This window comes from Xylophilus sp. GW821-FHT01B05 (genome assembly GCA_038961845.1).
Taxonomy (GTDB): domain Bacteria; phylum Pseudomonadota; class Gammaproteobacteria; order Burkholderiales; family Burkholderiaceae_C; genus Xylophilus.
In genome coordinates, this window is record CP152408.1 from 4,981,268 (window position 1) to 5,005,727 (window position 24,460).

A 24,460-nucleotide genomic window follows, 5' to 3' on the forward strand; every position below is an offset into this window, starting at 1 on the left:
AATTTGCTCTAGCTGCTAGTCAAAGGCGCGCCTGTTGCCCTGCGGGCCGCTTTTGCACAATGGACGCGATGGAGACAAACATACCCGCCGTAGCTGGCACCAGGCTGCGCTGCATTTCGTCCATGGCGACCCGGCTGCTGCTGGTGGCGCTGGCGCGGCAATTCCACGCCGCCTCGGGAGTCGAGGTGGAACTGGTATCCATCGGCGGCGTGGACGCGGCCAAGCGCGTTGCCGCTGGCGAGCCCTTTGACGTGGTCGTGCTGGCATCGGATGCGCTGGCGCAGTTGGCTCAAGCTGGCCATGTGCGCGCCGGCAGCGAGGCACCGATCGCCCTGTCTGACGTAGCAGCCGCCGTGGCGCAAGGCGCGCCGGTCCCGTCCATCGCCCGCCAGGCAGAACTGATCGCGGCACTGCGCGCGGCGCGCGCCATTGGCTACTCGACCGGTCCCAGCGGCAAGGCGCTGCTGGCGCTATGGCAGCAATGGGGCCTGCTGGAAGAACTGCAGCCGCGCCTGGTGCAGGCGCCGCCGGGCGTGCCGGTGGGCGAGCTGCTGGTGCAAGGCACGGCCACGCTGGGCTTCCAGCAGCGCAGCGAACTCATTCACCACGCCGGCATCAGCCTGCTCGGGCAGATGCCGGCTGGTGCCGGGATCAGCACCATTTTTTCTGCCGGCATCTGCGCCGCAGCGCCGGCGCCAGAGCAGGCGGCGGCCTTCATCGCCTATCTGCAATCGCCTGCCGCCGTGCAAGCCCTCACCCCGCAAGGCATGGCGCCACCCGGCGCGCCAGCCCTCTCACCTGAAAGGCCCACCGCCCCATGATCATCGACTGCCACGGTCACTACACCACCGCGCCCAAGGCGCTTGAAGACTGGCGCAAGCGCCAGATCGACGCGCTGGGCAACCCCGCCGCCGGCCCCAAGGCGTCAGAGCTGAAGATCAGCGACGACGAGCTGCGCGAGAGCGTGCTGGGCGCGCAGATCCGCATCCAGCAAGAGCGCGGCACCGACCTGACCATCTTCTCGCCGCGCGCCAGCTTCATGGCCCACCACATCGGCGACGCGCAAACCAGCGCCACCTGGGCCGCCATCTGCAACGAGCAGGTGCACCGCGTGGCGCAGCTGTTCCCCGACAACTTCATTGGCGGCTGCATGCTGCCGCAGTCGCCCGGCGTGCGGCCCGAGACCTGCATCGCAGAGCTGGAGCGCTGCGTGAACGAGTTCGGCTTTGTCGGCTGCAACCTGAACCCCGACCCGTCCGGCGGCCACTGGAAGGAGCCGCCACTGTCGGACCGCTGGTGGTACCCGCTGTACGAGAAGCTGGTGGAGCTGGACGTGCCGGCCATGGTGCACGTCAGCACCAGCTGCAACGCCTGCTTTCACACCACCGGCGCGCACTACCTGAACGCGGACACCACCGCCTTCATGCAGTGCCTGACCTCCAACCTGTTCAAGGACTTCCCGACGCTGAAGTTCATCATTCCGCACGGCGGCGGCGCGGTGCCCTACCACTGGGGCCGCTTCCGTGGCCTGGCGCAGGACATGAAGCTGCCGCCGCTGAAGGAGCACCTGTTGAACAACATCTTCTTCGACACCTGCGTGTACCACCAGCCGGGCATAGACCTGCTGCTGAAGGTGATCCCCGAGGACAACATCCTGTTCGCCTCCGAAGTGGTGGGCGCGGTGCGCGGCATCGATCCGGAAACCGGCTACTACTTCGACGACACGCGCCGCTATGTCGACGCCGTCCCGGCCCTGTCGGCAGAGGGCCGGCACAAGGTGTTCGAAGGCAATGCGCGCCGCGTATTCCCGCGCCTGGACCGCGCATTGAAAGCGAAGGGACTCTGATATGGCCGCCTTGCACAACCTCGGCACCGTCGTGCGCCAACCGCCGCGCGCCGATGCCGCCGCCGTGGCCGAACTCGCCAAGTACGGCGTGGCCACCATCCACGAAGCCATGGGCCGCACCGGTCTGGCGCGGCCGGTGCTGCGGCCGGCCTGGGCCGGCGCGCACCTGTGCGGCACGGCGGTGACTGTGCTGGCCCAGCCCGGCGACAACTGGATGCTGCACGTGGCCGTAGAGCAGGTGCGCGAGGGCGACGTCGTCGTCGTTGCCTGCACCGCCGAGAGCACCGACGGCATGTTCGGCGAGCTGCTGGCCACCTCGCTGCGCTCGCGCGGCGCGGTCGGCCTGGTGACCGAAGCCGGCATTCGTGACGTGAAAGAGCTGACCGCCATGGGCTTCCCGGCCTTTGCCCGCGCCTTCTCGGCACGCGGCACGGTCAAGGCCACGCTGGGCTCGGTCAACGTGCCCATTGTCTGCGCCGGCGCCCTGGTGCACCCGGGCGACGTGGTCGCGGCCGACGATGACGGCGTGGTGGTCGTGCCCCGCGCCCTCGCCGCCGAAGTCGCCGCCGCCTGCGCCGCGCGCGAAGCCAAGGAAGCCGGCAACCGCGCCCGCTTCCTCAAGGGCGAACTGGGCCTGGACATCTACGGCATGCGCGACACCCTGGCCAAGGCCGGGCTGCGCTACGTGGACCCGGAATAAAGCGGGAAAATCAAAATACATAGCGGCATGCCGGCGTGTCACCTGCATTTCAGCCATAAACAATGCTGAAACGCAGGCAGAACAACGGCATCCAGCTATTTATTTAATAGCTCCCCAAAACGCAGCACACCAAGGCGACAGCGCGCTTGGGGCAGATCACCCTAAAATCGATAATCGATTTCATTGATCCGCTTTAACGCCGCCCGCCCATGACGCCCTCGTCCGCTTCCTCCGCCGCCCGTGCCGGCAAGCCGCGGGCGCCGGCCCCGGTGGCCGATCCGCTGTTCAACCAGTCGCTGGAAAAAGGCCTGGCCGTGCTGCGCGCCTTCGACGCCGCGCACCGCACCCTGACGCTGGGCGAGCTGGCCGAGCTGGCGGGCATGAGCAAGGGCTCGGCCCAGCGCACGGTGCACACGCTGCAGGTGCTGGGCTACATCGGCAAGCACCCGCAGACGCGGCGCTTTCAACTGCTGCCCAAGGTGATTGAGCTGGGCTTCAACTACCTGGCGGCGCACCCGCTGATCCGCATCGCGCACCCCTATCTGTCGCAACTGGCCAATGCCAGCGGCGAGACGGCCAGCGTGACCGAGCCGGTCGGGCTGGAGATGGTCTATGTGTCGCAACTGGTCACCTCCAAGTTCATTCCCATGCTCACGCCGGTGGGCATGCGCATCCCCATGTACTGCACCAGCTCCGGCCGCGCCTACCTGAGCCGCCTGCCCGACGCCCAGGTGCGCGAGATGCTGGAGGCCTCCACCCGCGCGCCGCGCACGCCCGCCACGCTGACCGACGTAGACGCCATCCTGGCGCGCATCGATGAGTGCCGGCAGATTGGCTACGCGGTGAACTGCGAGGAGCTGTTTCTGGGCGACATGGGCGTGGGCGCGCCGATCCAGAACAGCCGCGGCCAGGCCATAGGCGCCGTCCACCTGTCGCCGCCCAGCAGCCGCTGGACGCTGGAGGAAGCACGCCGCAAGCTGGCGCCGCTGGTGATCGAGTGCGCGCGGGCGATTTCGGAATCCATCGCGCACTGAGAGCGGGCAATGCACCAGTTTGGGCACTGGCGCAGCGGCTTCCAGGCCCTTAAACCACCGTTAATCAGCTCATATATATCGATTAGCGATAGCAACAAATATTAGGCATGCCTATTGCTTGGAGGCTTCCACGTTCACAACCATCCTTGAACCGGAGCCCCCATGAGCCTGAACCCGCTGACGCCGACCCGTGCCGCACGCCCTTTCCGCCTGGCGTGCATTGCGGCCCTGTCCCTGGCCTGCTGTACCGGGGCTTTTGCACAAGAGAAGGTGCTGCGCATCGCCATGACGGCGGGCGACATCCCGCGCACCTCGGGCCAGCCTGACCAGGGCTACGAGGGCAACCGCTTCACCGGCATCCCGATGTACGACAGCCTGACGCAATGGGACCTGTCGTCCGCCACCAAGCCCAGCGTGGTGATCCCCGACCTGGCCGTGTCCTGGGCGGTGGATGCCAAGGACCAGACCAAGTGGATCTTCAAGCTGCGCCCGGGCGTGAAGTTCCATGACGGCACGCCCTTCAACGCCGACGCCGTGGTGTGGAACGTGGGCAAGGTACTGGACAAGGAAGCGCCGCAGTTCGACCCGGCGCAGATCGGCGTCACCGCATCGCGCATGCCCACGCTGCGCACCGCACGCAAGGTGGACGACCTGACGGTGGAGCTGACCACCTCCGAGCCGGATTCTTTCCTGCCGATCAACCTCACCAACCTGTTCATGGCCTCGCCCGCGCACTGGGCCAAGAAGCTGGCCGCAGTGCCGGCCTCGGTCACCGACAAGGCCGAGCGCAGCAAGCAGGCCTGGACCGCATTTGCCGCCGATTCATCGGGCACCGGCCCGTTCAAGCAGAGCAAGTTCGTCTCGCGCGAGCGCCTGGAGATGGTCAAGAACGCCGACTACTGGGACGCCAAGCGCCGCCCCAAGATCGACCGCGTGGTGCTGCTGCCCCTGCCCGAGGCCAGCGCGCGCACCGCCGCCCTGATGTCTGGCCAGGTGGACTGGATCGAGGCCCCCGCACCGGATTCGCTCGACGCCATCAAGGCGCGCGGCTTCAAGCTTTATTCCAACCTGCAGCCGCACCTGTGGCCCTGGCAGTTCTCGGTGCTGCCGGATTCGCCCTTCAAGGACAAGAAGGTGCGCCAGGCCGCCAACCTGTGCGTGAACCGCACCGCCATGAAAGAGCTGCTGGGCGGCCTGATGGCCGAGGCCACCGGCATCGCCGAACCCGGCGACCCATGGCGCGGCAACCCCACGTTCCAGATCAAGTACGACGTGCCCGCCGGCCAGAAGCTGATGCAAGAGGCCGGCTACTCCGCCGCCAAGCCGGTGAAGGTGAAGGTGCAGACCTCTGCCTCGGGCTCGGGCCAGATGCAGCCGCTGCCCATGAACGAGTTCATCCAGCAAAGCCTGAAGGACTGCTACTTCGACGTGCAGTTCGACGTGGTCGAATGGAACACGCTGTTCTCCAGCTGGCGCCTGGGCGCCAAGGACCCGGGCGCGCACGGTGCCAACGCCACCAACGTCAGCGCCGCCACCATGGACCCGTTCTTTGCCATGGTGCGCTTCGTCAGCACCAAGGCACAGCCGCCGGTGTCCAACAACTGGGGCTACTACAGCGACCCGACCATGGACGCGCTGGTGGAGAAAGCCCGCACCACCTTCGACGACAAGCAGCGCGACACGGCCCTGGCCAACCTGCATGCGCACATCGTGGACGAGGCGCCCTTCCTGTTCGTGGCGCATGACGTGGGGCCGCGTGCGATGTCGCCCAAGGTCAAGGGCGTGGTGCAGCCGAAGAGCTGGTTCATCGATCTGGCCACGATGGACATGAACTAAACCCCGTTCGCCCTGAGCTTGTCGAAGGGCTTGCCCCACGCAAGCAAGGCTTCGACAGGCTCAGCCCGAACGGTTCTTGATCAAACGGTGGTTGGAACGGTTGCCGATCCAGCAAAAAAAGAAAGCCCACGATGCTTGCCTACCTTCTCCGCCGCGTGGGCTACGCCCTGCCCATCATGCTTGGCGTGTCTTTCTTGTGCTTCATGCTGGTGCACATCGCGCCGGGCGATCCGCTGGTGGCGATCCTGCCGGCGGATGCCTCGGCCGACTTGCAGCAGCAGATGATGAAGCTCTACGGCTTTGACCGCAGCCTGCCGGAGCAATTCGCCCACTGGCTGTGGCGCGCGCTGCATGGTGACCTGGGCACCTCCATCGCCACCAGTCGCCCGGTGGCGCAAGAGGTGTTCAAGGCCGTGGGCAACACCTTCATGCTGGCCGCGATGGCCACGCTGATCGGCTTCTTCTTTGGCGCGCTGTTCGGCTTTGTGGCGGGCTACTTCCGCAACTCCTGGGCCGACCGCGCGGCCTCTTTCATTTCGGTGATTGGTGTCAGCGTGCCGCACTACTGGCTGGGCATGGTGCTGGTGATCGTGTTCTCGTCGCAGCTGATGTGGCTGCCCGCCACCGGCGCCGGGCCGGATGGCTCGGGCGCCTGGAAGTGGGACCTGGAGCACATCAAGTACATGGTGCTGCCGGCCATCACCATGTCCTTCATTCCCATGGGCATCGTCGCGCGCACGGTGCGCGCGCTGGTGGCCGACATCCTGTCGCAAGAGTTCGTGATCGGGCTGCGCGCGCGCGGCCTGGGCGAGCTTGGCGTGTTCAAGCACGTGGTGAAGAACTGCGCGCCCACCGCGCTGGCCGTGATGGGCCTGCAACTGGGCTACCTGCTGGGCGGCTCGATCCTGATCGAAACGGTGTTCGCCTGGCCCGGCACCGGCTTTCTGCTGAACCAGGCCATCTTCCAGCGCGACCTGCCGCTGCTGCAGGGAACCATTCTGGTGTTGGCGCTGTTCTTCGTGGCGCTGAACCTGGTGGTCGATGTGCTGCAGACCGTGTTCGACCCCCGCATTGAAAGGGCTTGAGATGTCCGCCGTACTCAACTCCCCCATCCTGACCCAGCCCGTACAGCGCTCGCGCAGCCACGGCGCCAACGTGCTGCGCCGGCTGGTGCGCAACCCTGTTGCGATGGGCGCTGCCACCGTCATCGCACTGCTGGTGCTGGCGGCAATCCTCGCGCCCTGGCTCATGCCGGCCGACCCGTTTGCCACCTCCATGTTCAAGCGCCTGCGGCCGGTTGGCACGCCGGGCTTCCCGCTGGGCACCGACGAGCTGGGCCGCGACATGCTGTCGCGCCTGATGCTGGGCGGGCGGCTGTCGCTGTTCATGGGCATTGCGCCGGTGCTGATGGCCTTTGTGATCGGCGGCGGCATCGGCATCCTGGCCGGCTACGCGGGCGGCAAGGTCAACACGGTGGTGATGCGCTGCATCGACGTGCTCTATGCCTTCCCCTCCGTGCTGCTGGCGATTGCGCTGTCGGGCGCGCTGGGCGCGGGCATCACCAATGCGCTGATATCGCTCACCGTGGTGTTTGTGCCGCAGATCGCGCGCATTGCCGAAAGCGTCACCACCCAGGTGCGCCGCAGCGACTATGTGGACGCAGCCCGCGCATCGGGCGCATCGCCCTTCACCATCGTGCGCCGGCATGTGCTGGGCAATGTGGTCGGGCCGATCTTTGTCTACTCCACCAGCCTGATCTCGGTCGCCATGATCCTGGCCTCGGGCCTGTCCTTTCTGGGCCTGGGCGTGAAGCCGCCGCAGCCGGAATGGGGGCTGATGCTCAACACCCTGCGCACGGCCATCTACAGCCAGCCCTTGATCGCCGCGCTGCCGGGCGCGCTGATCTTCATCACATCCGTGTCCTTCAACATGCTGGCCGACGGCCTGCGCTCTGCCATGGAGGTCAAGTCGTGAGCATCTCCAACATCACCCCCGCCGCCCTGGCCGACCCGCGCGACCTGGGCGGCCCGCGCCAGCCGCTGCTGCGCGTGCAGCACCTGCAAAAGCATTTCCCGCTCAAGCGCAAGGGCCTGGGCCTGCGCGGCCCGCGCCCGGCCGTGCGCGCCGTGGACGACGTGAGCTTTGACATCAAAAAGGGCGAGACGCTGGGCGTGGTCGGTGAATCCGGCTGCGGCAAGTCAACCACCGCGCGCCTCTTGATGCAGCTGACCCGCCAGGACAAGGGCGAGCTGATATTCGACGGCCAGACGGTGGGCTCGCGCGGGCTGCCTTTGCGTGAATTTCGCCGGCAGACGCAGATGGTGTTCCAGGACAGCTACTCGTCGCTCAACCCGCGCATGACCATCGAGGACTCGGTGGCCTTCGGCCCCACGGTGCACGGCGTGTCGGCGCGCGTGGCCCTGAACCGTGCGCATGACCTGCTGGCGCGCGTGGGCCTGGACCCGGCGCGCTTTGCCGGCCGCTACCCGCATGAGCTGTCGGGCGGCCAGCGCCAGCGCGTGAACATCGCACGCGCCTTGGCGCTGGAGCCACGCCTGGTGATCCTGGACGAGGCCGTGTCCGCGCTCGACAAGTCGGTAGAGGCCCAGGTGCTGAACCTGCTGGAAGACCTGAAGCGCGACTTCGGCCTGACCTACCTCTTCATCAGCCACGACCTGCACGTGGTGCGCTACGTGAGCGACCGCGTGCTGGTGATGTACCTGGGCCAGGTAGTGGAAGTTGGCCCGGCCGAGCAGGTGTTCGATGCGCCACGCCACCCCTACACCCGCGCCCTGCTGCAGTCCATGCCCAGCACCGACCCGCTGCAGCGCACCACCGAGGCACCGCTGTCGGGCGACCCACCGAACCCGATCGATCCGCCGCCGGGCTGCCGCTTCCACACCCGCTGTGCCTTTGCCCAGCCGGTGTGCGGCCAGCAGATGCCCGCGTTTGTCGAGCCAGCACCGGGCCACGGCGTGGCCTGCCTGCGCTGGCAGCCCGAATCAGACTACGACCCGACGCCAGACTTCCCCACCACCGCCGCGCCCGCGTCGGCCGTGCCCTTTGCGCTGAGCACCTTGCCCGACATCTTCCCGGAGGCCCGCCATGGCTGATTCCGCACAACACAAGGCCGCGCTGGCCGTGCGCATGCAGAACCTGAAGGTCGAGTTCCACGCGCCGGGCAAGCGCATCGAGGCCGTCAACGGCGTGGACCTGGAGCTGCGCCAGGGCGAGGTCGTGGCGCTGATCGGTGAATCGGGCTCGGGCAAGAGCGTGACGCTGCGCGCCATCATGCGGCTGCATGCCGAGCGCAGCACGCGCATCACCGGCCAGCTCGAAGTCGCCGGCGAAGACGTGCTGGCCATGTCCTCCACCGCCCTGGCCGCGCTGCGCGGCAAGCGGGTGGCCATGATCTTCCAGGAGCCGCTGCTGGCGCTGGACCCGGTCTACCCGGTGGGCGCGCAAATCATCGAGACCATCCGCCGCCACGAGAACGTCTCCAAGGCCGAGGCCCATGCGCGCGCGCTGGCGCTGTTTGAGAAAGTGCGCATCCCCAGCCCCGAGCGGCGGCTGGCCGCCTATGCGCACGAGATGTCGGGCGGCATGCGCCAGCGCGCCATGATCGCGCTGGCCCTGGCCTGCCGGCCGCAGGTGCTGCTGGCCGACGAGCCCACCACCGCCCTTGACGCCACGGTGCAGATCCAGATCCTGCTGCTGCTGCGCGAGCTGCAGCAAGAAATGGGGCTGGCGATTGTCTTTGTCACCCACGACATCGGCGCCGCCGCCGAGGTGGCCGACCGCATGGCCGTGATGTATGCCGGGCGCATCGTCGAGCAAGGCCCGGCCGCCACGCTGCTGACCAAGCCGCGCCACCCCTACACCCAGTCGCTGCTGCGCAGCCGCAGCCACGGTGCCATGCAAAAGGGCAAGCGCCTGCAGACCATTCCGGGCTCGCCGCCTGATCTGTCCAAGCTGCCCGCGGGCTGCGCCTTTGCCGAGCGCTGCGCCTGGGCCGACGAGGCCTGCCGCAGCACGCAGCCGCCGGAAGAAGTGCTGGGCACCGGCCACAGCGCGCGCTGCCTGCGGCTGGAAGAGATCCAGGCCGGCGTGGTGCCCGTGCATGCCCTGCCGGCATGACGATGGATGCTTTCGCGATGCATGACACAACACCGTTCGGGCTGAGCTTGTCGAAGCCCTTCGACAGGCTCAGGGCAGGCTCCTTCGACAGGCTCAGGGCGAACGGCATTGAGCCACCCCGGCAGCACTTCAAAAATGATAGCTATACCCCCAGGTACCACCTGGGCTAGAGGCCTATTTTCTTCAAAAGGAGACCAATGGCATGACCGACACCAGCGCCGCCCCCGCCCACTGCTTTGTCCCCTACCCCGCGCCGCCCGGCGGCACGCCGCATGCTGCGGCCGGCCCGCTGTCGGGTCTCTGCTTTGCCATTAAGGACATCTACGACGTGGCCGGCTACCCCACCGGTTGCGGCAACCCGCATGTGCTGGCGCTGTCGGGCATCAAGCCCGCATCGGCGCCGGTGGTGGACAGCTTGCTGGCAGCAGGCGCGGCCTTTGTCGGCAAGGTGGTGACCGACGAGCTGGCCTTCTCCATGAACGGCAAGAACGCGCATTTTGGTGCGCCGCGCAACGGCGCCGCGCCAGACCGCATCACCGGCGGCTCCAGCTCGGGCTCGGCCTCCGCCGTATCCAACGGGCTGGCGGACTTTGCCATTGGCTCTGACACCGGCGGCTCGGTGCGCGCGCCGGCCAGCCACTGCGGGCTGATCGGCCTGCGGCCCACGCATGAGCGCATCTCGCTGGCGGGCTGCATGCCGCTGTCGCCGGGCTTTGATACCTGCGGCTGGTTTGCGCGCGACATTGCCACCTTTGCCCGCGTGGGCCAGGTGCTGCTGGGCGAAGACAGCGCGCCGCTGCCGCTGCGGCCACGCTGGCTGGTAGCCGCCGACGTGCTGGGCCTGCTCGACCCTGCGGTGCAGGCGCTGTTCTCTGCCACGCTCGACCGACTGGCGCTGGTGCTGGGCACGCCCACTCCCGTGCAGGCCACCGGCGGCATCGCCTTCGACACGCTGTACTGGGCTTTTCGCCACCTGCAAGGCGTGCAGGCCTGGCAAAGCCAGGGCGCCACCATAGAGCGCTACGGCCTGCAGCTGGGCCCGGGCGTGGCCGATCGCTTTGCCTGGGCGCGCGACGTGGCGCCCACCAACATCGCCACGCATAGCGCCGTGCAGCGCGATTTGCGCCAGCGCCTGCACACGCTGCTGGGCGAAGACGGCGTGCTGCTGCTGCCCAGCATGCCGCAGGTGGCGCCGCTGCTGGCCGAGTCCGAAGCCTCGCTCGACGACTACCGCAACCGCGCCATCCGCATGCTGTGCCTGGCCGGGCTCTCGGGCTGCCCGCAGCTCTCTTTGCCGCTCATGTCCATCGATGGCGTGCCGCTGGGCTTCTCGCTGATCGGCCCGCCGGGCAGCGACCAATCGCTGATCGCCCTGGCCGCCCAACTTCTTGAAAGCTGATCCCATGTCCCTGCTTGCCCCCACCCGCCCCGCTCCCACTACCGCCGCCACGCTGCGCACCGATGGCGACCGCCTCTGGCAGTCGCTGATGGATCTGGCCGAGATCGGCGCCACCGACAAGGGCGGCGTCTGCCGCCTGGCCCTGACCGACCTCGACGGCCAGGGCCGCGACCTGTTCGTGTCCTGGTGCAAGGCCGAGGGCATGACGGTGCGCGTGGACCAGATCGGCAACATCTTTGCCCGCCGCGCCGGCACCGACCCCACGCGCGCGGCAGTCGCCACCGGCAGCCACATCGACACGCAGCCCACCGGCGGCAAGTTCGACGGCAACTACGGCGTGCTGGCCGGGCTGGAGGTGGTGCGCACGCTCAATGCCAATGGCATCGAGACCGCCGCGCCGATCGAGGTGATCGCCTGGACCAATGAAGAGGGCTCGCGCTTCGTGCCGGTGATGATGGGCTCGGGCGTTTTTGCCGGCGCCTTCACGCTGGAGCATGCGCACCGCGCCACCGACATCGACGGCAAGACCGTGGCCGACGAGTTGCAGCGCATCGGCTACGCCGGCACCCAGCCCGCGGGCGAGGTGCCGGGCGGCATGTTCGGCGCCTACTTCGAGGCGCATATCGAGCAGGGCCCGGTGCTGGAGGCGCACGAGCTCACCATCGGCGTGGTGCCCGGCGCGCTCGGCCAGCGCTGGTACGACGTGGTCGTCACCGGCATGGAAGCACACGCCGGCCCCACGCCCATGCCGCTGCGCCACGACGCGCTGCTGGTGGCTGCACGCATCGTCGAGCAGGTCAACCGCATCGCGCTTGACCAGGCGCCGCACGGGCGCGGCACGGTCGGCTTCATGCAGGTGCTGCCCAACTCGCGCAACACCATTCCCGGCACGGTCAAGTTCAGCGTAGACCTGCGCAACCTCACCGACGAAGGCCTGCTGGCCATGGACGCGGCACTGAAGGCCGCCTGCACCAGCATCGCCAGCGCGGCCGGCGCGCAGGTGTCGATAGAGCAGGTGGTGTACTTCCCGCCCTGCCACTTCGCGCCGGCCTGCGTCGCCAGCGTGCGCGACGCCGCCGACACGCTGGGCCTGGCCCACATGGAAGTGGTGAGCGGCGCCGGCCACGACGCCGTCTATGTCGCCAACAAGGCGCCCACGGCCATGATCTTCGTGCCCTGCAAGGACGGCATCAGCCACAACGAGATCGAATCGGCCGAGCCCGCCCACCTCACCGCCGGCGCCAACGTGCTGCTGCACGCCATGCTGGCCCACGCGCGGTGAACACGCTGCAGGCCCAGCCGCTCACGCGCGAGGCCTTTGCGCCCTTTGGCGAAGCGCTGCTGGTGCCGCAAGACACCGGCCTGGCCATCAACGGCGGCAGCGCCCAGCGCTTTGATGCGCAGTCGCCGCCCGATCTATTGGCCCAAGGCGGTGCGCCCTGCCTCACGCTGTTTCGCACCGCTGGCCCCGAGCATGCCGCGCCCTGGTCGCTGCGCCTGCTGGAGCGCCACGCACTCGGCAGCCAGACCTTCGTGCCGCTGGGCAGCGGCCGCTGCCTGGCCGTGGTCGCCCCCAGCGCCGCCGACGGCAGCCCAAACGAAGCCCAACTGCAGGCCTTTGTCGTCGAGCCCGGCCAAGGCATCACCCTGCGCCGCGGCACCTGGCACCACCCGCTGCTGACGCTGGGCCCTATCGATGTGCTGGTGCTGGAGCGGCGGGGGCCGGTGGTGGATTGCGACCTGGTGCCGCTGCGCCAGGCATGGCGCGTGAGCCTGGCTGGCTAGCCGTCGACCTTCACATCGGCCGCGCGGATCACCTTGCCCCACTTGGCCGTCTCGGCGGCAATGAAGGCATCAAATTCAGCCGGCGTGCCGCCGGCCGGGAAGGTGCCCATGGCGTCGAGCCGCTGGCGCGTCTCTTCGCTGCGCACGATGCGCGTGACCTCTTCTGCCATGCGCTGCACGATGGGGTCGGGCGTGCCGGCCGGCGCCACCATGCCGGCCCAGGTGCTGCCGGTGAAGCCGGCAAAGCCCTGCTCGATGAAGGTTGGCACATCGGGCACCGCCGGCAACCGCTTGTCGCCCGCCACGCCAATCAAGCGCACCTTGCCAGCCTTGCCCGAGGGGATCAAGCCGGTGGGCGCATCAAAGCAGAACTGGATCTGGCCACCCAGCAAATCATTGAGCGCCGGCGCCGCGCCACGGTAGGCCACGTGCACCATGTCGGTCTGGGTTTGCAGCTTGAACAGCTCGCTGGTCAGGTGCACGGCCGAGCCATTGCCCGACGAGCCAAAGCTCACCTTGCCCGGATGGGCGCGCGCATAGTCCACCAGCTCGCGCGCGGTCTTGAACGGCGCCTGGATGGCCGCCGCCGCCAGCAATGGCGACACGCCCATCAGCGCCACGCCGCGCAAGTCCTTGGCCGGGTCATAGGGCAGCTTGGGGTAGAGCGTGGTGTTGGCCGAGAAGGCCGCGATCACCACGCCAAAGGTGTAGCCATCCGGCGGCGCCTTGGCCACCGCATCGACGCCGATGATGCTGTTGGCACCCGGCTTGTTGTCTATCACCACCGGCTGGCCCAGGCGCTGCTGCAGGCCCACTTGCAACAGCCGCGCCATCTGGTCGGTGAAACCGCCCGGGGTGTAGGGCACGATGATGCGGATCGGCTTCTGCGGCCAGGGCGCCTGGGCAAAGGCGGGGGCTGCCAATGTGGCGGCAGCGGCAATCGAAAAACGTCTACGGCTCAGGGGAACAACATGCATTCAGGGGACTCCTTCAGTCCTGCCCATTGTTGCGCCTGGGCCCTGCCCTCCCAAAGAGGGGTTTCCCGAAAATCAATCGACCAGCGCCAAGGCCGCGTAGTCACCCACCTTGTCCTGCAGCCCGGCCGGCACCAGCTCAACCCCGGCCGTAAGCGCCGGCAAGTGCCGCGCCAGCTCGGCCTGCAGCCGCGGCAGCAGGTGCTCGCGGTGGTGCCAGAACACGCTGCCGCCCAGGCTGATGCGCTGCAGGTCCAGCAGCGCCACCACGTTGTAGAGCGCCCGGCCCAGGATGTGGCACAGCTCGTCGACGATGGCCGCCGCCGCTGGCTCGCCAGCGCGCGCGGCCTGCAGCAAGGCGGCGGCATCATGAAAGCCCTGGCCCGCGAAGCGCCGGCCCATGGCGGTGCCCGACACCAATGACTCCAGGTCGCCCACGTTGCCGCAGCCGCACAGCGGGTCTTCATAGCTGCCGCTGGAAAAGGTGTGGCCGCCATGGCCGGCGTTGCCGTTCTTGCCGCGCAGCACGCGGCCGTCCGCGCACAGGCCCATGCCCACGCCGGTGCTCCAGGTGACATAGGCGCAGTGGTCCACGCCCCGCAGCGCGCCCCAGCGGCGCTCGGCCTCCAGCGCGGCGACGGCATCGTTCTCTACCCGCACCGGCACGCCGGCGCCAAAGTGGGCGCGCAGCGGCGCCTCCAGCGGGAACGAGGTCCAGTCATTGGGCAGCCCCCGGTCGGCACCGGCCAGGCCGCCGCAGATATTGGGCGTGGCCACCTCGATCATCCCGTCGCGCATCAGAAAGGGGCTGGCCGAGGACACCCCCACGCCCCGGATCGCCGCCAGCGTGATGCCCGCCTCTGCGCAGGCATCGCCCAGCAGCCGCAGGATCTGCCGCGCCACCGCATCGGGCGCGCCCTCTTTGGCGGTGGGCTCGGCGCGGCGGTGCAGCAGTTGCCGCGAGCCAGGCTGCGCCAGGCTTACCGCCAGCTTGGTTCCACCGATATCGACGCAGGCATGCATGGGTGCTTCCTCAAACAAACTTGGCGACCAGGCCGGCCACCACGCCGATCAACAGCGTGCTGGTGACGGGTACGTCCCACTGCCGCCCAAACAGCCGAAAGTGCAGGTCCCCCGGCAGCCGGCCCAAGCCAAAACGCCGCAGCCAGGGCGCGGCCCAGCTGAGCAGGATAAGGACGAGGAAGACGACGAGGTAGAGACGGATCATGGCAACGGGCAGGCAAGGCCGCATTCTGCGCGATGGCCAGGGCCTGTTGGAAATAACCGACACCACGCGGTTTTTTGCGGTGATAGCGTCAGGCCCATGTCTTCGACCACGCCCCTCACCGCCCCGCGCTTGTGGGATATCTCGCCGCCGGTGCATGCCGGCAGCCCGGTGTTCCCGGGCGATGCGCCCTACCGCCAGGAATGGCTGGCGCGCATCACGCCCGCCTGCCCGGTCAACCTGAGCACGATCACGCTGTCGCCCCACATCGGCGCGCATGCCGATGCGCCGCTGCACTACGACCCGCAGGGCGTGCCGATCGGCGCGCTGGACCTCGCGCCCTATCTCGGCCCCTGCCGCGTGGTGCATGCCATTGGCTGCGGCCCGCTGGTGCGCTGGGAACACATTGCCCACGCCGCGCACAAGCTGCCGCCACGCGTGCTGGTGCGCACCTATGCGCAGATGCCGGTAGACCGCTGGGACGCCGCACTGGCCGGCTTCGCGCCCGACACCATAGAGCGCCTGGCCGATGCCGGCGTGCAGCTGATAGGCATAGACACCGCCAGCATCGACCCGGCCGACAGCAAGACGCTGGACAGCCACCAGACCATTCGCCGCCGCGGCCTGCGCGTGCTGGAGAACCTGCTGCTCGACGACGTGCCCGAGGGCGACTACGAGCTGATCGCGCTGCCGCTGCGGCTGGCCACGGCTGACGCATCCCCCGTGCGCGCCGTTCTGCGCTCACTGACCTGATTTCTTCCCCCGCACCCCATGACCACCTTGCAAGACTGCCTGCGCCTGGACGCGCAAGACCCGCTGCGCGCCCTGCGCGATTTGTTCACCCTGCCCAAGGGCGTGCTCTACCTTGATGGCAACTCGCTGGGCGCGCTGCCCGCCGCCACACCGGCCCGCGTGGCCCAGGTGGTGACGCAGGAGTGGGGCCACGAGCTGATCCGCGCCTGGAACACGGCCGACTGGGCCACCGCACCGCAGCGCCTGGGCGACAAGATTGCGCGCCTGATCGGCGCCGGGCCGGGCCAGGTGGTGGCCACCGACAGCACCTCGGTCAACCTGTACAAGGTGCTGAGCGCGGCGCTGACCATTGCCGCGCAGGACGCGCCCGGGCGCAAGCGCATCGTCAGCGAGCGCAGCAACTTCCCGACCGATCTCTACATTGCCGAATCGCTGGCGCGCGAGCGCGGCCTGGAGCTGGTGCTGGTGGAGCCCGAAGAGATCGCCGCCGCGCTCGACGACCGCCTGGCGCTGCTGATGCTGACCCACGTCAACTACCGCACCGGCGCCATGCACGACATGGCCGCCATCACCGCCGCCGCCCATGCCGCCGGCGCGCTGGTGGTGTGGGACCTGGCGCACAGCGCCGGTGCGGTGCCGGTGGCGCTGCAAGAGGCCGATGCAGACTTTGCCGTGGGCTGCGGCTACAAGTACCTGAACGGCGGCCCGGGCGCCCCGGCCTTTGTCTGGGCGCACCCGCGCCATGCCGAGCGCTTTCGCCAGCCGCTGTCGGGCTGGTGGGGCCACGCCCGGCCCTTTGCCTTTGTGCCCGGCTACGAGCCGGCCGCCGGCATTGCGCGCTACCTGTGCGGCACGCAGCCGCAGATCGCGCTGGCCGCGCTCGAGTGCGGGCTGGACACCTTGCTGGCCGCCGAGCCGCTGGGCGGCATGGCAGCGCTGCGCGCCAAGTCGCTGGCGCTGACCGACCTGTTCATTGCGCTGGTGGAAGAGCGCTGCGCCGGCCACGGCCTGGGCCTGGCCACACCGCGCGCGCATGCGCAGCGCGGCTCGCAGGTCAGCCTGAGCTGGGGCGGCGAGGATGACGCCGGCGCCTACGCCATCGTGCAGGCGCTGATCGCACGCGGCGTGATCGGCGACTACCGCGCGGGCGACGGCGCACGGCATGCGCACATCCTGCGCTTTGGCTTCACGCCGCTGTATGTGGGCTTTGAGGACGTGTGGCATGCGGCCGAGCATCTGCGCGAGGTGCTGACCAGCGGCGAGTGGCGCCGGCCAGAGTTCAAGCAACAGCACGCTGTCACCTGAGATGACCCACGACACGCCCCCGCAAGACCCCTCGCGCATCGTCACCGAGGAAAAAGCCCAGCTCGACTTCAGCAAGTCGATGAGCTATGGCGACTACCTGCAGCTCGACGCCGTGCTGTCGGCACAAAAGCCGCTGTCGCCCGCGCATGACGAGATGCTGTTCATCGTGCAGCACCAGACCAGCGAGCTGTGGATGAAGCTGATGCTGCACGAGCTGCACGCCGCCATCCGCTGCGTGGCCGCCGACGAGCTGGCGCCGGCCTTCAAGATGCTGGCGCGGGTGAGCCGCATCATGGAGCAGCTGGTGCACGCCTGGAGCGTGCTGGCCACCATGACGCCGCCCGAGTACACCGCCATGCGGCCCTACCTGGGCGCCTCCAGCGGCTTCCAGAGCTGGCAGTACCGCTGCATCGAGTTCGCGCTGGGCAACAAGAACCCGCTGATGCTCAAGCCCCACGAGCACCGCCCCGACCTGCTGGCCGCGGTGCAGGCGGCCTACGAGGCGCCCTCGCTCTACGACGAATCGCTGCGCCTATTGGCGCGGCGCGGCTTCGCCATTCCCGCCGAGGAATTGCAGCGCGACTGCAGCCAGCGGCGCGAGCCGAGCGAAGCCGTGGAGCAAGCCTGGCTGGAGGTCTACCGCCACCCCGAGCAGCACTGGGACCTGTACCAGCTGGGCGAGAAGCTCACCGACATCGAAGACTCGTTCCGGCTCTGGCGCTTCCGCCATGTGTCCACCGTGGAGCGGGTGATTGGCTTCAAGCGCGGCACCGGTGGCACCGGCGGCACCAGCTATCTGCGCAAGATGCTGGAGGTGGTGCTGTTCCCGGAAGTATGGAGCTTGCGCACGCAGCTGTAGGGGCCCGGCCGGCCGGCGCAGTGCCTGCGCGTGACCGGGAAAGTCACAGAGCTGCCCCTCAAGAATTGCCGTCGCGCGCGGCCTCGGCCTTGCCTACGCGCAGCTCGCCCTTGGCCAGCAGCGCGCGCAGGCGGCTGGCATCGGCAAAGTCGGAATGCCGGCCGGTGGAATCCAGCAGCACCATGACCACCGGGCGCCCATGGATGGTCGCCTGCATCACCAGGCAAATACCTGATTCGTTGATGAAGCCGGTTTTCTGCACGCCGATCTCCCAGCTCGGGTCGCGCAGCAGGATGTTGGTGTTGCGGTAATGGAGCACGCCCCGGCCACCATGGACCTCGTGGCTGGGGTCGGTGGAGAAGCGGCGGATCAGCGGGTATTGGTAGGCGGCATCGACCATTTTGGCCAGGTCGCGCGCGCTCGATACGTTGAGCCTGGACAGGCCGGCCGGGTTCTCGAAGTGCGTATCGACCATGCCGAGCGCGCGGGCCTTCTGGTTCATCGCCTCGATGAAGCCCGGGCGCCCGCCCGGGTAGTAGCGCGAGAGTGCCGCGGCGGCGCGGTTCTCTGAGGCCATCAGGGCGATGTGCAGCATGTCTTCACGCGACAGCACCGAGCCGACCGACAGGCGCGAGCCGGTGTTCTTCTCGGCGTCGCGGTCTTCGTCGGTAACCCGGATCTGCTCGGGCAGCGGCGCCTTGGAATCGAGCACGACCATGGCCATCATCAGCTTGGTGATCGACGCAATGGGCACGACGGCGTGCGAGTTCTTGTCGAACAGGGCCTCACCAGACTCGCGGTCCACCATGTAGGCGATGGACGAGCGCAGCGCCGGCGCGGCAAACGGGCCGTGGCCCAGCGGCGCGCGCGGCTCGAACGCCACATTGCGCACGCCCTTGCTGGCCTTGCCGGCCTTCTTCAGGTGCGCTGCGGCAGCACGGGAATGCTTGTGCGCGGCAGCGCTGGCGCCCAGCGGCAGGCTGGCCAGCGCGGCGGCCATGGCCAGCGGCAAGGCAGCGCGCGACACGGCGCGAAGCCCGGACGCGCACAGCGCGCCGAGCGAAAAAGAGATATCTGTCGTCATGACTCAGGAGGTGGGGAATGGCAGGCGGCGGTGGCTGCGCCGCAGATCATAACTATCAAATAGATAGCGACATGCCGTAGGGCCACCTATATTTCAGGTACAAAACATGCTGAAACACAGGTAAACCGCCGGCTTACCGCTATCAATTTAGACAGCGTTTATTCAGCGCGTGGGCATCAAGGCAGGTCCTTGTTCGGCTCCACGAAGTTCGGGTCTTTGGGCCCGACGGTGCCCAGCCGCGCGCGCAGCGACTGCGCCTGGCCGCTCAGGATGGCGGCGTAGGTGGTGGTGTTGGCCAGCACCTTCTTCACGTAGTCGCGCGTCTCGGAGAAGGGCACGTTCTCGGCCCAGATGGCGGCGTCCAGCACCGGGCCATTGCGCCAGTTGCGCGGGCGGCCGGGGCCGGCGTTGTAGGCGGCGGCGGCCAGCGCCATGGAGCCCTGGAAGTCGTCCAGCGCCAGCTTGAGGTAGGCGGTGCCAATGGCGATGTTGGTGTCGCGGTCGTTGATCTGCTCGGGGCGGAAGCCGTCCAGGCCGATCTTCTTGGCGGTCCAGCGCGCGGTGGCGGGCATGACCTGCATCAGGCCGGAGGCACCCACGCCCGAGCGCGCGTCGGTGATGAAGCGGCTCTCCTGGCGGATCAGGCCGTAGACGTAAGACGGGTCGATGCCAATGGCGCGGCTGCGCTGCACCACCTGGGACTGGTGCGGCATGGGGAAGCGCTGGGCCACGTCGAAGAGGTTCTTGGTGCGCTCGCTGGTGTTGATGCAGCGGTCCCAGACCTCGTTCTGGCAGGCCAGCTCGGCGGCGGCCAGCAGCTCGCGGTCGCCCATGCCGCCGTTGTCGTGCAGGTTGGTGGCGTAGTTCCATTCACGCACGCCTTCGCTACGCAGGCCAAGCTGGATGGCGTACAGGCCGCGCGCCAGCGATGGGTTGCTGCGCGCGGCGGCGCGCTCTTCGGGCGTGGGCGGCAGCGGCCGCTGCGGCAGCACGATGCGCTGGCCCAGCTCTTCCAGCGCCAGTTGCTCGTAGAAGCCGCGCGGGCTGGCGATGCTTTCGAACAGGCGCTGGGCCTCGGCGCGGCGCGCCTCTGGCGGCTGGCCGCGCACGGTGGCGGCGGCCGGCTCGGCGGCGGTCTCTGCCTGCGGCGCGGTGGCGACGGGCGCCGGGCCCAGTGCGCCGCCGCCCAGCAGCGCCTTGGCGCGCCAGTAGACCCAGGTGCTGTCGCTGCGCAGCGGCGCGTCCATGGCGGCGGTGGCGGCCAGCACCTCGCGCCAGTTGCCGGCGCGCAGCGCGGCGCGGGCCTTCCAGGCGATCATTTCGTCGTTCAGGTCGGCGTCCTTGGTGACCCGGGCGTAGTAGTCGAGCGCGTTGGGCGCCAGCCGCGTGGCGGCCTGGCGGCCAATGGCGCCCCAGACCCAGTTGCGCTCTTCGGCCGTGATCTGCACGCCCCACTTGCCTTCCAGCTGGGCGGCGGCGGTATCGGGATCGGTGCTGCCCATCTTCAGCAGGGCCAGCGCGATCAGTTCCTTGCGCGTGCTGCCCGATACCGTGGCTTGCGACATCAGAAAGCGCATCGGGCTGTCGTTGATCTGCGTGACCAGGCTGGAGGCCTCGGGCGCGACGATCTGCACCGCATTGCGCGCCACGCGCGGGCGGTTGGCGTCGATGGCCAGGCGCGCCTTGCGCCAGATGTCGGCGGCGCCCAGCTGGCGCGCGCTGTACAGCTCTGAGGCGGCCAGGGTGCAGCCGTCGTCGGCCTCGCGCAGGCCCCACCAGTTGCGGCGCACCTCGTCAAGCTGCTCGGGTGCCAGCGGCGTGCCGCTGCGCAGGGTGCCGACCAGCAGCGCGTAGCAGCGCACCTCGCGGTCGTCGTTCATGCGGAACTGCGGATACAAATCGGCAAAGCGCGGCCAGTCGCGGCGCTGGCCCAGCAGGCGCAGCCAGTCGTTGCGCAGGCGGTCTTCCTGGTAGCTGCCGGCCCAGCGCGCCAGGAAGGCGTCGACCTCGGCCGGCTGCGCCTCTTCCAGGCGCACCTTGAGTTCCCAGTAGGCGGCCCAGGCCTCCAGTGTGTGGCCGCGGGCCAGCGGCAGCAGTTGCGCCAGGCGGTCACGGTCGCCGCGGCGGAAGGCCTGGTTCATCTGCAGCAGCACGTCATCGGTGCGCGCGGTGGGCAAGGGTTGGGCCTGCGCCACACTCCCGCTACCCACCAACAGGCAGGCCCACAGGGCGGATGTCAGAATCTTCGGGAATTTCATCAAGGGAATTATGGACAAATCAGCTGTTCGCCGGGCGTTGATCGAAGAAAGACTGAACCTGCCGGACCGCCTGCAGCGCGCCGACCAGCTGCAGCGGGTGATGCGGATCTGGCTCATTGGCCGCCCGGACGCCGTCATTGGCGCCTACTGGCCGATCAAGGGCGAGTTTGACCCCCTGCCCGCGCTGCACCGCTGGAAGGAAGACGGCGAGCTGCAAGGCGAGCCGCAGCGCCGCCGCATCGGCCTGCCGGTGGTCGACAAGGTGGCCGGCACCCTCACCTTCCACGTCTGGTACCCGGGCTGCCCGATGGAAGAAGACGCCTACGCCATCCCCAAGCCCAAGAACACCGAGGTAGTCGTGCCCACGCTGCTGTTCGTGCCCTGCGTGGGCTATGGCGCGGGCGGCTACCGGCTGGGCTATGGCGGCGGCTTCTATGACCGCACGCTGGCCTCGCTCAGCCCCAAGCCCTTTACCGTCGGCCTGGGCTTTGGCCAGGGCTTTCTGCCCGACTTCGAGCCCGAGGCGCACGACGTACCGCTGGACGCCATCCTCAATGACAACGGCGTGGTCTGGCCGGTCTGAGAATTCCCCCTGTTTGACGGAAAGCCCCATGTTCACCCTGCTGATCGGCAACAAGAACTACTCGTCCTGGTCCATGCGCCCCTGGGTGCTGATGCGCCAGGCCGGCATTGCGTTTGAAGAGCGCCTGGTGCGCTTCGACTCGTTCGAGCCTGATTCGCAGTTCAAGCAATCGCTGCAAGGCCTGAGCGCCTCCGGCAAGGTGCCGGTGCTGCTCGACGGCCCGCTGGCGGTCTGGGATTCGCTGGCCATTGCCGAAACCCTGGCCGAGCGCTTTCCCGACAAGCAACTCTGGCCCACCGACCCGGCCGCACGCGCCCGGGCCCGCAGCGTGGTCTGCGAGATGCACACCGGCTTCACCGCCCTGCGCAGCCACTGCCCGATGAACATCGAGGCGCACCTGCCCGAAGTCGGCGCCCTGCTCTGGCGCGACCAGCCCGCCCTGCGTGCCGACGTGGCGCACCTGGTCGACACCTGGTCCGCCCTGCTCGACGCCCACGACGGCCCCATGCTGTTTGGCGAATTCACCATTGCCGACGCCTTCTTCGCCCCGGTCTGCATGCGCCTGATTACCTACGCGCTGCCGCTGCCCGAGCCCATCCGCGCCTATGTCGGCCGCGTTGCCGCCCTGCCCGGCGTGGCGGCCTGGATCGAGGGCGCGCTGGCCGAGAAGGACTTTCTCACCTTCGAGGAGCCTTACCGGCTGCGATCTTGACAAGGCACAACGCGATGCAGGTCTACAAGGTCGGCGGCGCCGTGCGCGACGCCCTGCTCGGGCTGCCGGTACAGGACGTGGACTGGGTCGTCGTCGGCAGCACCCCTGAGGCCATGGCGGCCCAAGGCTATCTGCCGGTCGGCCGTGACTTCCCCGTCTTTTTGCACCCGCAGACGCGCGAGGAATACGCGCTGGCCCGCACCGAGCGCAAGACCGCGCGCGGCTACCACGGCTTTGCCGTGCACGCCTCGCCCGAGGTCACGCTGGAAGAAGACCTGGCGCGGCGCGACCTGACCATCAACGCCATCGCCCAGCCCGTGGGCGCCAGCGGGCAAGACGGCCTGGTCGACCCGTATGGCGGCCAGCGCGACCTGGCCGCGCGCGTGCTGCGCCACGTCACCGACGCCTTCCGCGAAGACCCGGTGCGCATCCTGCGGCTGGCGCGCTTTGCCGCGCGCTTTGCCGACTTCACCGTCGCCCCCGAAACCGAGGCGCTGATGCGCCAGATGGTGGAAGACGGCGAGGTCGACGCCCTGGTACCCGAGCGCGTCTGGCAGGAGCTGAGCCGCGGCCTGATGGAGCAGCGCCCCTCGCGCATGCTGGAGGTGCTGCGCAACTGCGGCGCACTGGCCCGCCTGCTGCCCGAGGCCGACCGGCTCTGGGGCGTGGCCCAGCGCGCCGACTACCACCCCGAGGTCGACACCGGCGTGCACCTGGGCATGGTGCTGGACATGTCGGCCCAGCTGCAGGCGCCGCTGGCCGTGCGCTTTGCCTGCCTGTGCCACGACCTGGGCAAGGGCACCACGCCACCCGACGTGCTGCCGCGCCACACCGGCCACGAGCAGCGCAGCGCCGAGCTGCTGCAAGGCGTGTGCGAGCGCCTGCGCGTGCCCGCCGACTGCCGCGAGCTGGCCGACGTGGTCGCGCGCGAGCACGGCAACATCCACCGCAGCAGCGAGTTCAACGCCGCCGCGCTGGTGCGCCTGCTCGATCGCTGCGACGCCTGGCGCCGGCCGCAGCGTTTTGCCGACGCACTGCTGGCCTGCGAATGCGATGCGCGCGGGCGCGGTGGCAAGCAAGGCGCGGCCTACCCGCAACGGCCACGCCTGCTGGCCGGGCTGCAGGCCGCGCAAAGCGTGGACACCGCCGCAGTCGCGGCAGCCGCCGCCAGCAGCGGCGCGCGCGGGCCGCAGATTGGCGCGCGCATCCTGGCGGCGCGGGTGGCTGCGGTGGCAGGCGCAGGCTACTGAAACGCATCCCTTTCAAGGTCTTGTGATTTGTTCGGTAGTTCTCGTGTCTTGCCGACGGCGGGCGGCAGCCGAGCAGCCAACATCCCAACAGCCGGCCCCCACCCCAGCCCTCCCCCAGCGGGGAGTAATGCAAAGGCCGAGCGCAGCGACGGCCCGACTGGCTATCCGGGGTCCCCTCTGTGGCGTCGAGGAGCGGAGGTGGGGGCAGGTTGCCCGCAGCGCAGCGAAGGGCCGGCGAGGACTGTTTGAGCGCAGCGAGTTCCGCAGCCGCCTGCCCGCACCGAGCACCGGAGAGCAGTCTGCGAAGCAGACCGCCACAGCGGGGTCGCCTTCTCTTTGGTGACTTTCTCTTGGCGACGCAAGAGAAAGTTACTCGCCCGCCGGGGCGAACTCCCGGCACCCGCCGCCTGCAAAGGCAACCACCCCTGGGATAGCTCAAAGAACTTGAAAAGGATGCTACTGAGACGGCGCTGCTAAAACCACCCCGCCCGGTGCTCGAAGCACGCCGGGTGCTCTAATCCGCCATTGCCAGGAGCCCCCATGCCCACCGAAGAAACCGCCGCCTCCCTCACGCTCAAGCTCCGCTGGGCGCGCCAGCAGTTCATGCGCGACACGCCCACCCTGGCCCAGGCCGAGAAGCGGCAGCGCGAGCAAGAGTTGGCCGCGCTGGAAGAGGCCCTGCGCCAGGCGCAGGCCAGCGAGAGCGCTCTGTAGCCACAG

At 68.8% G+C, this 24,460-nt stretch carries 24 protein-coding genes; 19 read left to right on the forward strand and 5 right to left on the reverse strand.

The window, feature by feature from the left end; translation table 11 throughout:
* Positions 1-68 precede the first annotated feature (68 nt).
* The 12 genes from AAFF27_23310 to AAFF27_23365 all read left to right on the forward strand — a co-directional run bounded on the left by AAFF27_23310 (position 69) and on the right by AAFF27_23365 (position 12,737).
* Positions 69-821, forward strand: a complete 753-nt coding sequence (locus AAFF27_23310; protein XAH22888.1) for a substrate-binding domain-containing protein — start codon at positions 69-71, stop codon at positions 819-821.
* Positions 818-1,846 (forward strand): amidohydrolase family protein, encoded by a 1,029-nt coding sequence (locus tag AAFF27_23315; GenBank protein ID XAH22889.1) that lies wholly within the window; start codon positions 818-820, stop codon positions 1,844-1,846. The genes AAFF27_23310 and AAFF27_23315 overlap by 4 nt, the downstream gene beginning before the upstream one ends.
* 1 nt (position 1,847) lies before the next feature.
* The gene (locus tag AAFF27_23320; GenBank protein ID XAH22890.1) at positions 1,848-2,546 is read left to right on the forward strand and encodes a 4-carboxy-4-hydroxy-2-oxoadipate aldolase/oxaloacetate decarboxylase; all 699 of its coding nucleotides are present in this window, start codon (positions 1,848-1,850) and stop codon (positions 2,544-2,546) included.
* A 209-nt stretch (positions 2,547-2,755) separates the two neighbouring features.
* Positions 2,756-3,580: an IclR family transcriptional regulator gene (locus AAFF27_23325; GenBank protein XAH22891.1), complete on the forward strand. Its 825-nt coding sequence runs from the start codon at positions 2,756-2,758 to the stop codon at positions 3,578-3,580.
* A gap of 162 nt (positions 3,581-3,742) precedes the next feature.
* Positions 3,743-5,416, forward strand: coding sequence for an ABC transporter substrate-binding protein (locus AAFF27_23330; protein XAH22892.1), 1,674 nt, complete (start codon positions 3,743-3,745; stop codon positions 5,414-5,416).
* A 131-nt stretch (positions 5,417-5,547) separates the two neighbouring features.
* Positions 5,548-6,501: an ABC transporter permease gene (locus AAFF27_23335; protein XAH22893.1), complete on the forward strand. Its 954-nt coding sequence runs from the start codon at positions 5,548-5,550 to the stop codon at positions 6,499-6,501.
* Between the two features lies 1 nt (position 6,502).
* The gene (locus AAFF27_23340; GenBank protein XAH22894.1) at positions 6,503-7,390 is read left to right on the forward strand and encodes an ABC transporter permease; all 888 of its coding nucleotides are present in this window, start codon (positions 6,503-6,505) and stop codon (positions 7,388-7,390) included.
* Positions 7,391-7,416: 26 nt separating this feature from the next.
* Entirely contained in the window at positions 7,417-8,529 is a 1,113-nt protein-coding gene (locus tag AAFF27_23345; protein ID XAH26308.1) for an oligopeptide/dipeptide ABC transporter ATP-binding protein, read from the forward strand.
* Positions 8,522-9,553 (forward strand): ABC transporter ATP-binding protein, encoded by a 1,032-nt coding sequence (locus tag AAFF27_23350; GenBank protein XAH22895.1) that lies wholly within the window; start codon positions 8,522-8,524, stop codon positions 9,551-9,553. Before AAFF27_23345 ends, AAFF27_23350 begins: the two co-directional genes overlap by 8 nt.
* Before the next feature lie 202 nt (positions 9,554-9,755).
* Positions 9,756-10,952 carry an amidase gene (locus tag AAFF27_23355; protein XAH22896.1) on the forward strand — a complete coding sequence of 399 codons (1,197 nt, stop codon included), beginning with the start codon at positions 9,756-9,758 and terminating at the stop codon, positions 10,950-10,952.
* A gap of 4 nt (positions 10,953-10,956) precedes the next feature.
* On the forward strand, positions 10,957-12,234 hold the full coding sequence (locus AAFF27_23360; GenBank protein ID XAH22897.1) for a Zn-dependent hydrolase: 1,278 nt from the start codon (positions 10,957-10,959) through the stop codon (positions 12,232-12,234).
* Positions 12,231-12,737 carry an ureidoglycolate lyase gene (locus AAFF27_23365; GenBank protein XAH22898.1) on the forward strand — a complete coding sequence of 169 codons (507 nt, stop codon included), beginning with the start codon at positions 12,231-12,233 and terminating at the stop codon, positions 12,735-12,737. Before AAFF27_23360 ends, AAFF27_23365 begins: the two co-directional genes overlap by 4 nt.
* On the opposite strand, the gene AAFF27_23370 is transcribed toward AAFF27_23365, so the two are convergent.
* The 3 genes from AAFF27_23370 to AAFF27_23380 all read right to left on the reverse strand — a co-directional run bounded on the left by AAFF27_23370 (position 12,734) and on the right by AAFF27_23380 (position 14,939).
* On the reverse strand, positions 12,734-13,714 hold the full coding sequence (locus AAFF27_23370; GenBank protein XAH22899.1) for a tripartite tricarboxylate transporter substrate binding protein: 981 nt from the start codon (positions 13,712-13,714) through the stop codon (positions 12,734-12,736). The genes AAFF27_23365 and AAFF27_23370 overlap by 4 nt on opposite strands.
* A 72-nt stretch (positions 13,715-13,786) precedes the next feature.
* Positions 13,787-14,734, reverse strand: coding sequence for an ROK family protein (locus AAFF27_23375; protein ID XAH22900.1), 948 nt, complete (start codon positions 14,732-14,734; stop codon positions 13,787-13,789).
* A 10-nt stretch (positions 14,735-14,744) separates the two neighbouring features.
* Entirely contained in the window at positions 14,745-14,939 is a 195-nt protein-coding gene (locus AAFF27_23380) for a DUF2905 domain-containing protein (protein ID XAH22901.1), read from the reverse strand.
* Between the two features lie 96 nt (positions 14,940-15,035).
* Between AAFF27_23380 and kynB the strand changes: the two genes are divergently transcribed.
* The 3 genes from kynB to kynA are packed head-to-tail and all read left to right on the forward strand — an operon-like array spanning position 15,036 to position 17,853.
* Entirely contained in the window at positions 15,036-15,689 is a 654-nt protein-coding gene (gene kynB, locus AAFF27_23385; protein XAH22902.1) for an arylformamidase, read from the forward strand.
* Between the two features lie 18 nt (positions 15,690-15,707).
* Positions 15,708-16,994 carry a kynureninase gene (gene kynU, locus AAFF27_23390; protein ID XAH22903.1) on the forward strand — a complete coding sequence of 429 codons (1,287 nt, stop codon included), beginning with the start codon at positions 15,708-15,710 and terminating at the stop codon, positions 16,992-16,994.
* 1 nt (position 16,995) lies between these two features.
* Positions 16,996-17,853 carry a tryptophan 2,3-dioxygenase gene (gene kynA, locus AAFF27_23395; protein ID XAH22904.1) on the forward strand — a complete coding sequence of 286 codons (858 nt, stop codon included), beginning with the start codon at positions 16,996-16,998 and terminating at the stop codon, positions 17,851-17,853.
* Positions 17,854-17,911: 58 nt separating this feature from the next.
* Here kynA and AAFF27_23400 read toward each other — a convergent pair whose 3' ends face one another.
* Both AAFF27_23400 and AAFF27_23405 read right to left on the reverse strand, forming a co-directional pair.
* Complete coding sequence (locus tag AAFF27_23400; protein ID XAH26309.1) at positions 17,912-18,853, reverse strand: serine hydrolase; 942 nt, start codon at positions 18,851-18,853, stop codon at positions 17,912-17,914.
* 260 nt (positions 18,854-19,113) lie between these two features.
* Positions 19,114-21,195 (reverse strand): transglycosylase SLT domain-containing protein, encoded by a 2,082-nt coding sequence (locus tag AAFF27_23405; GenBank protein ID XAH22905.1) that lies wholly within the window; start codon positions 21,193-21,195, stop codon positions 19,114-19,116.
* 10 nt (positions 21,196-21,205) lie between these two features.
* On the opposite strand from AAFF27_23405, the gene AAFF27_23410 reads away from it, so the two are divergent.
* From AAFF27_23410 to AAFF27_23425, 4 genes are all read left to right on the forward strand, one after another.
* Positions 21,206-21,778, forward strand: a complete 573-nt coding sequence (locus tag AAFF27_23410; GenBank protein ID XAH22906.1) for a 5-formyltetrahydrofolate cyclo-ligase — start codon at positions 21,206-21,208, stop codon at positions 21,776-21,778.
* Between the two features lie 28 nt (positions 21,779-21,806).
* Complete coding sequence (locus tag AAFF27_23415) at positions 21,807-22,490, forward strand: glutathione S-transferase family protein (GenBank protein ID XAH22907.1); 684 nt, start codon at positions 21,807-21,809, stop codon at positions 22,488-22,490.
* A 14-nt stretch (positions 22,491-22,504) separates the two neighbouring features.
* Complete coding sequence (locus tag AAFF27_23420) at positions 22,505-23,740, forward strand: multifunctional CCA addition/repair protein (protein ID XAH22908.1); 1,236 nt, start codon at positions 22,505-22,507, stop codon at positions 23,738-23,740.
* A gap of 540 nt (positions 23,741-24,280) precedes the next feature.
* The gene (locus AAFF27_23425; GenBank protein ID XAH22909.1) at positions 24,281-24,454 is read left to right on the forward strand and encodes a hypothetical protein; all 174 of its coding nucleotides are present in this window, start codon (positions 24,281-24,283) and stop codon (positions 24,452-24,454) included.
* The last annotated feature ends 6 nt before the right edge of the window (positions 24,455-24,460 follow it).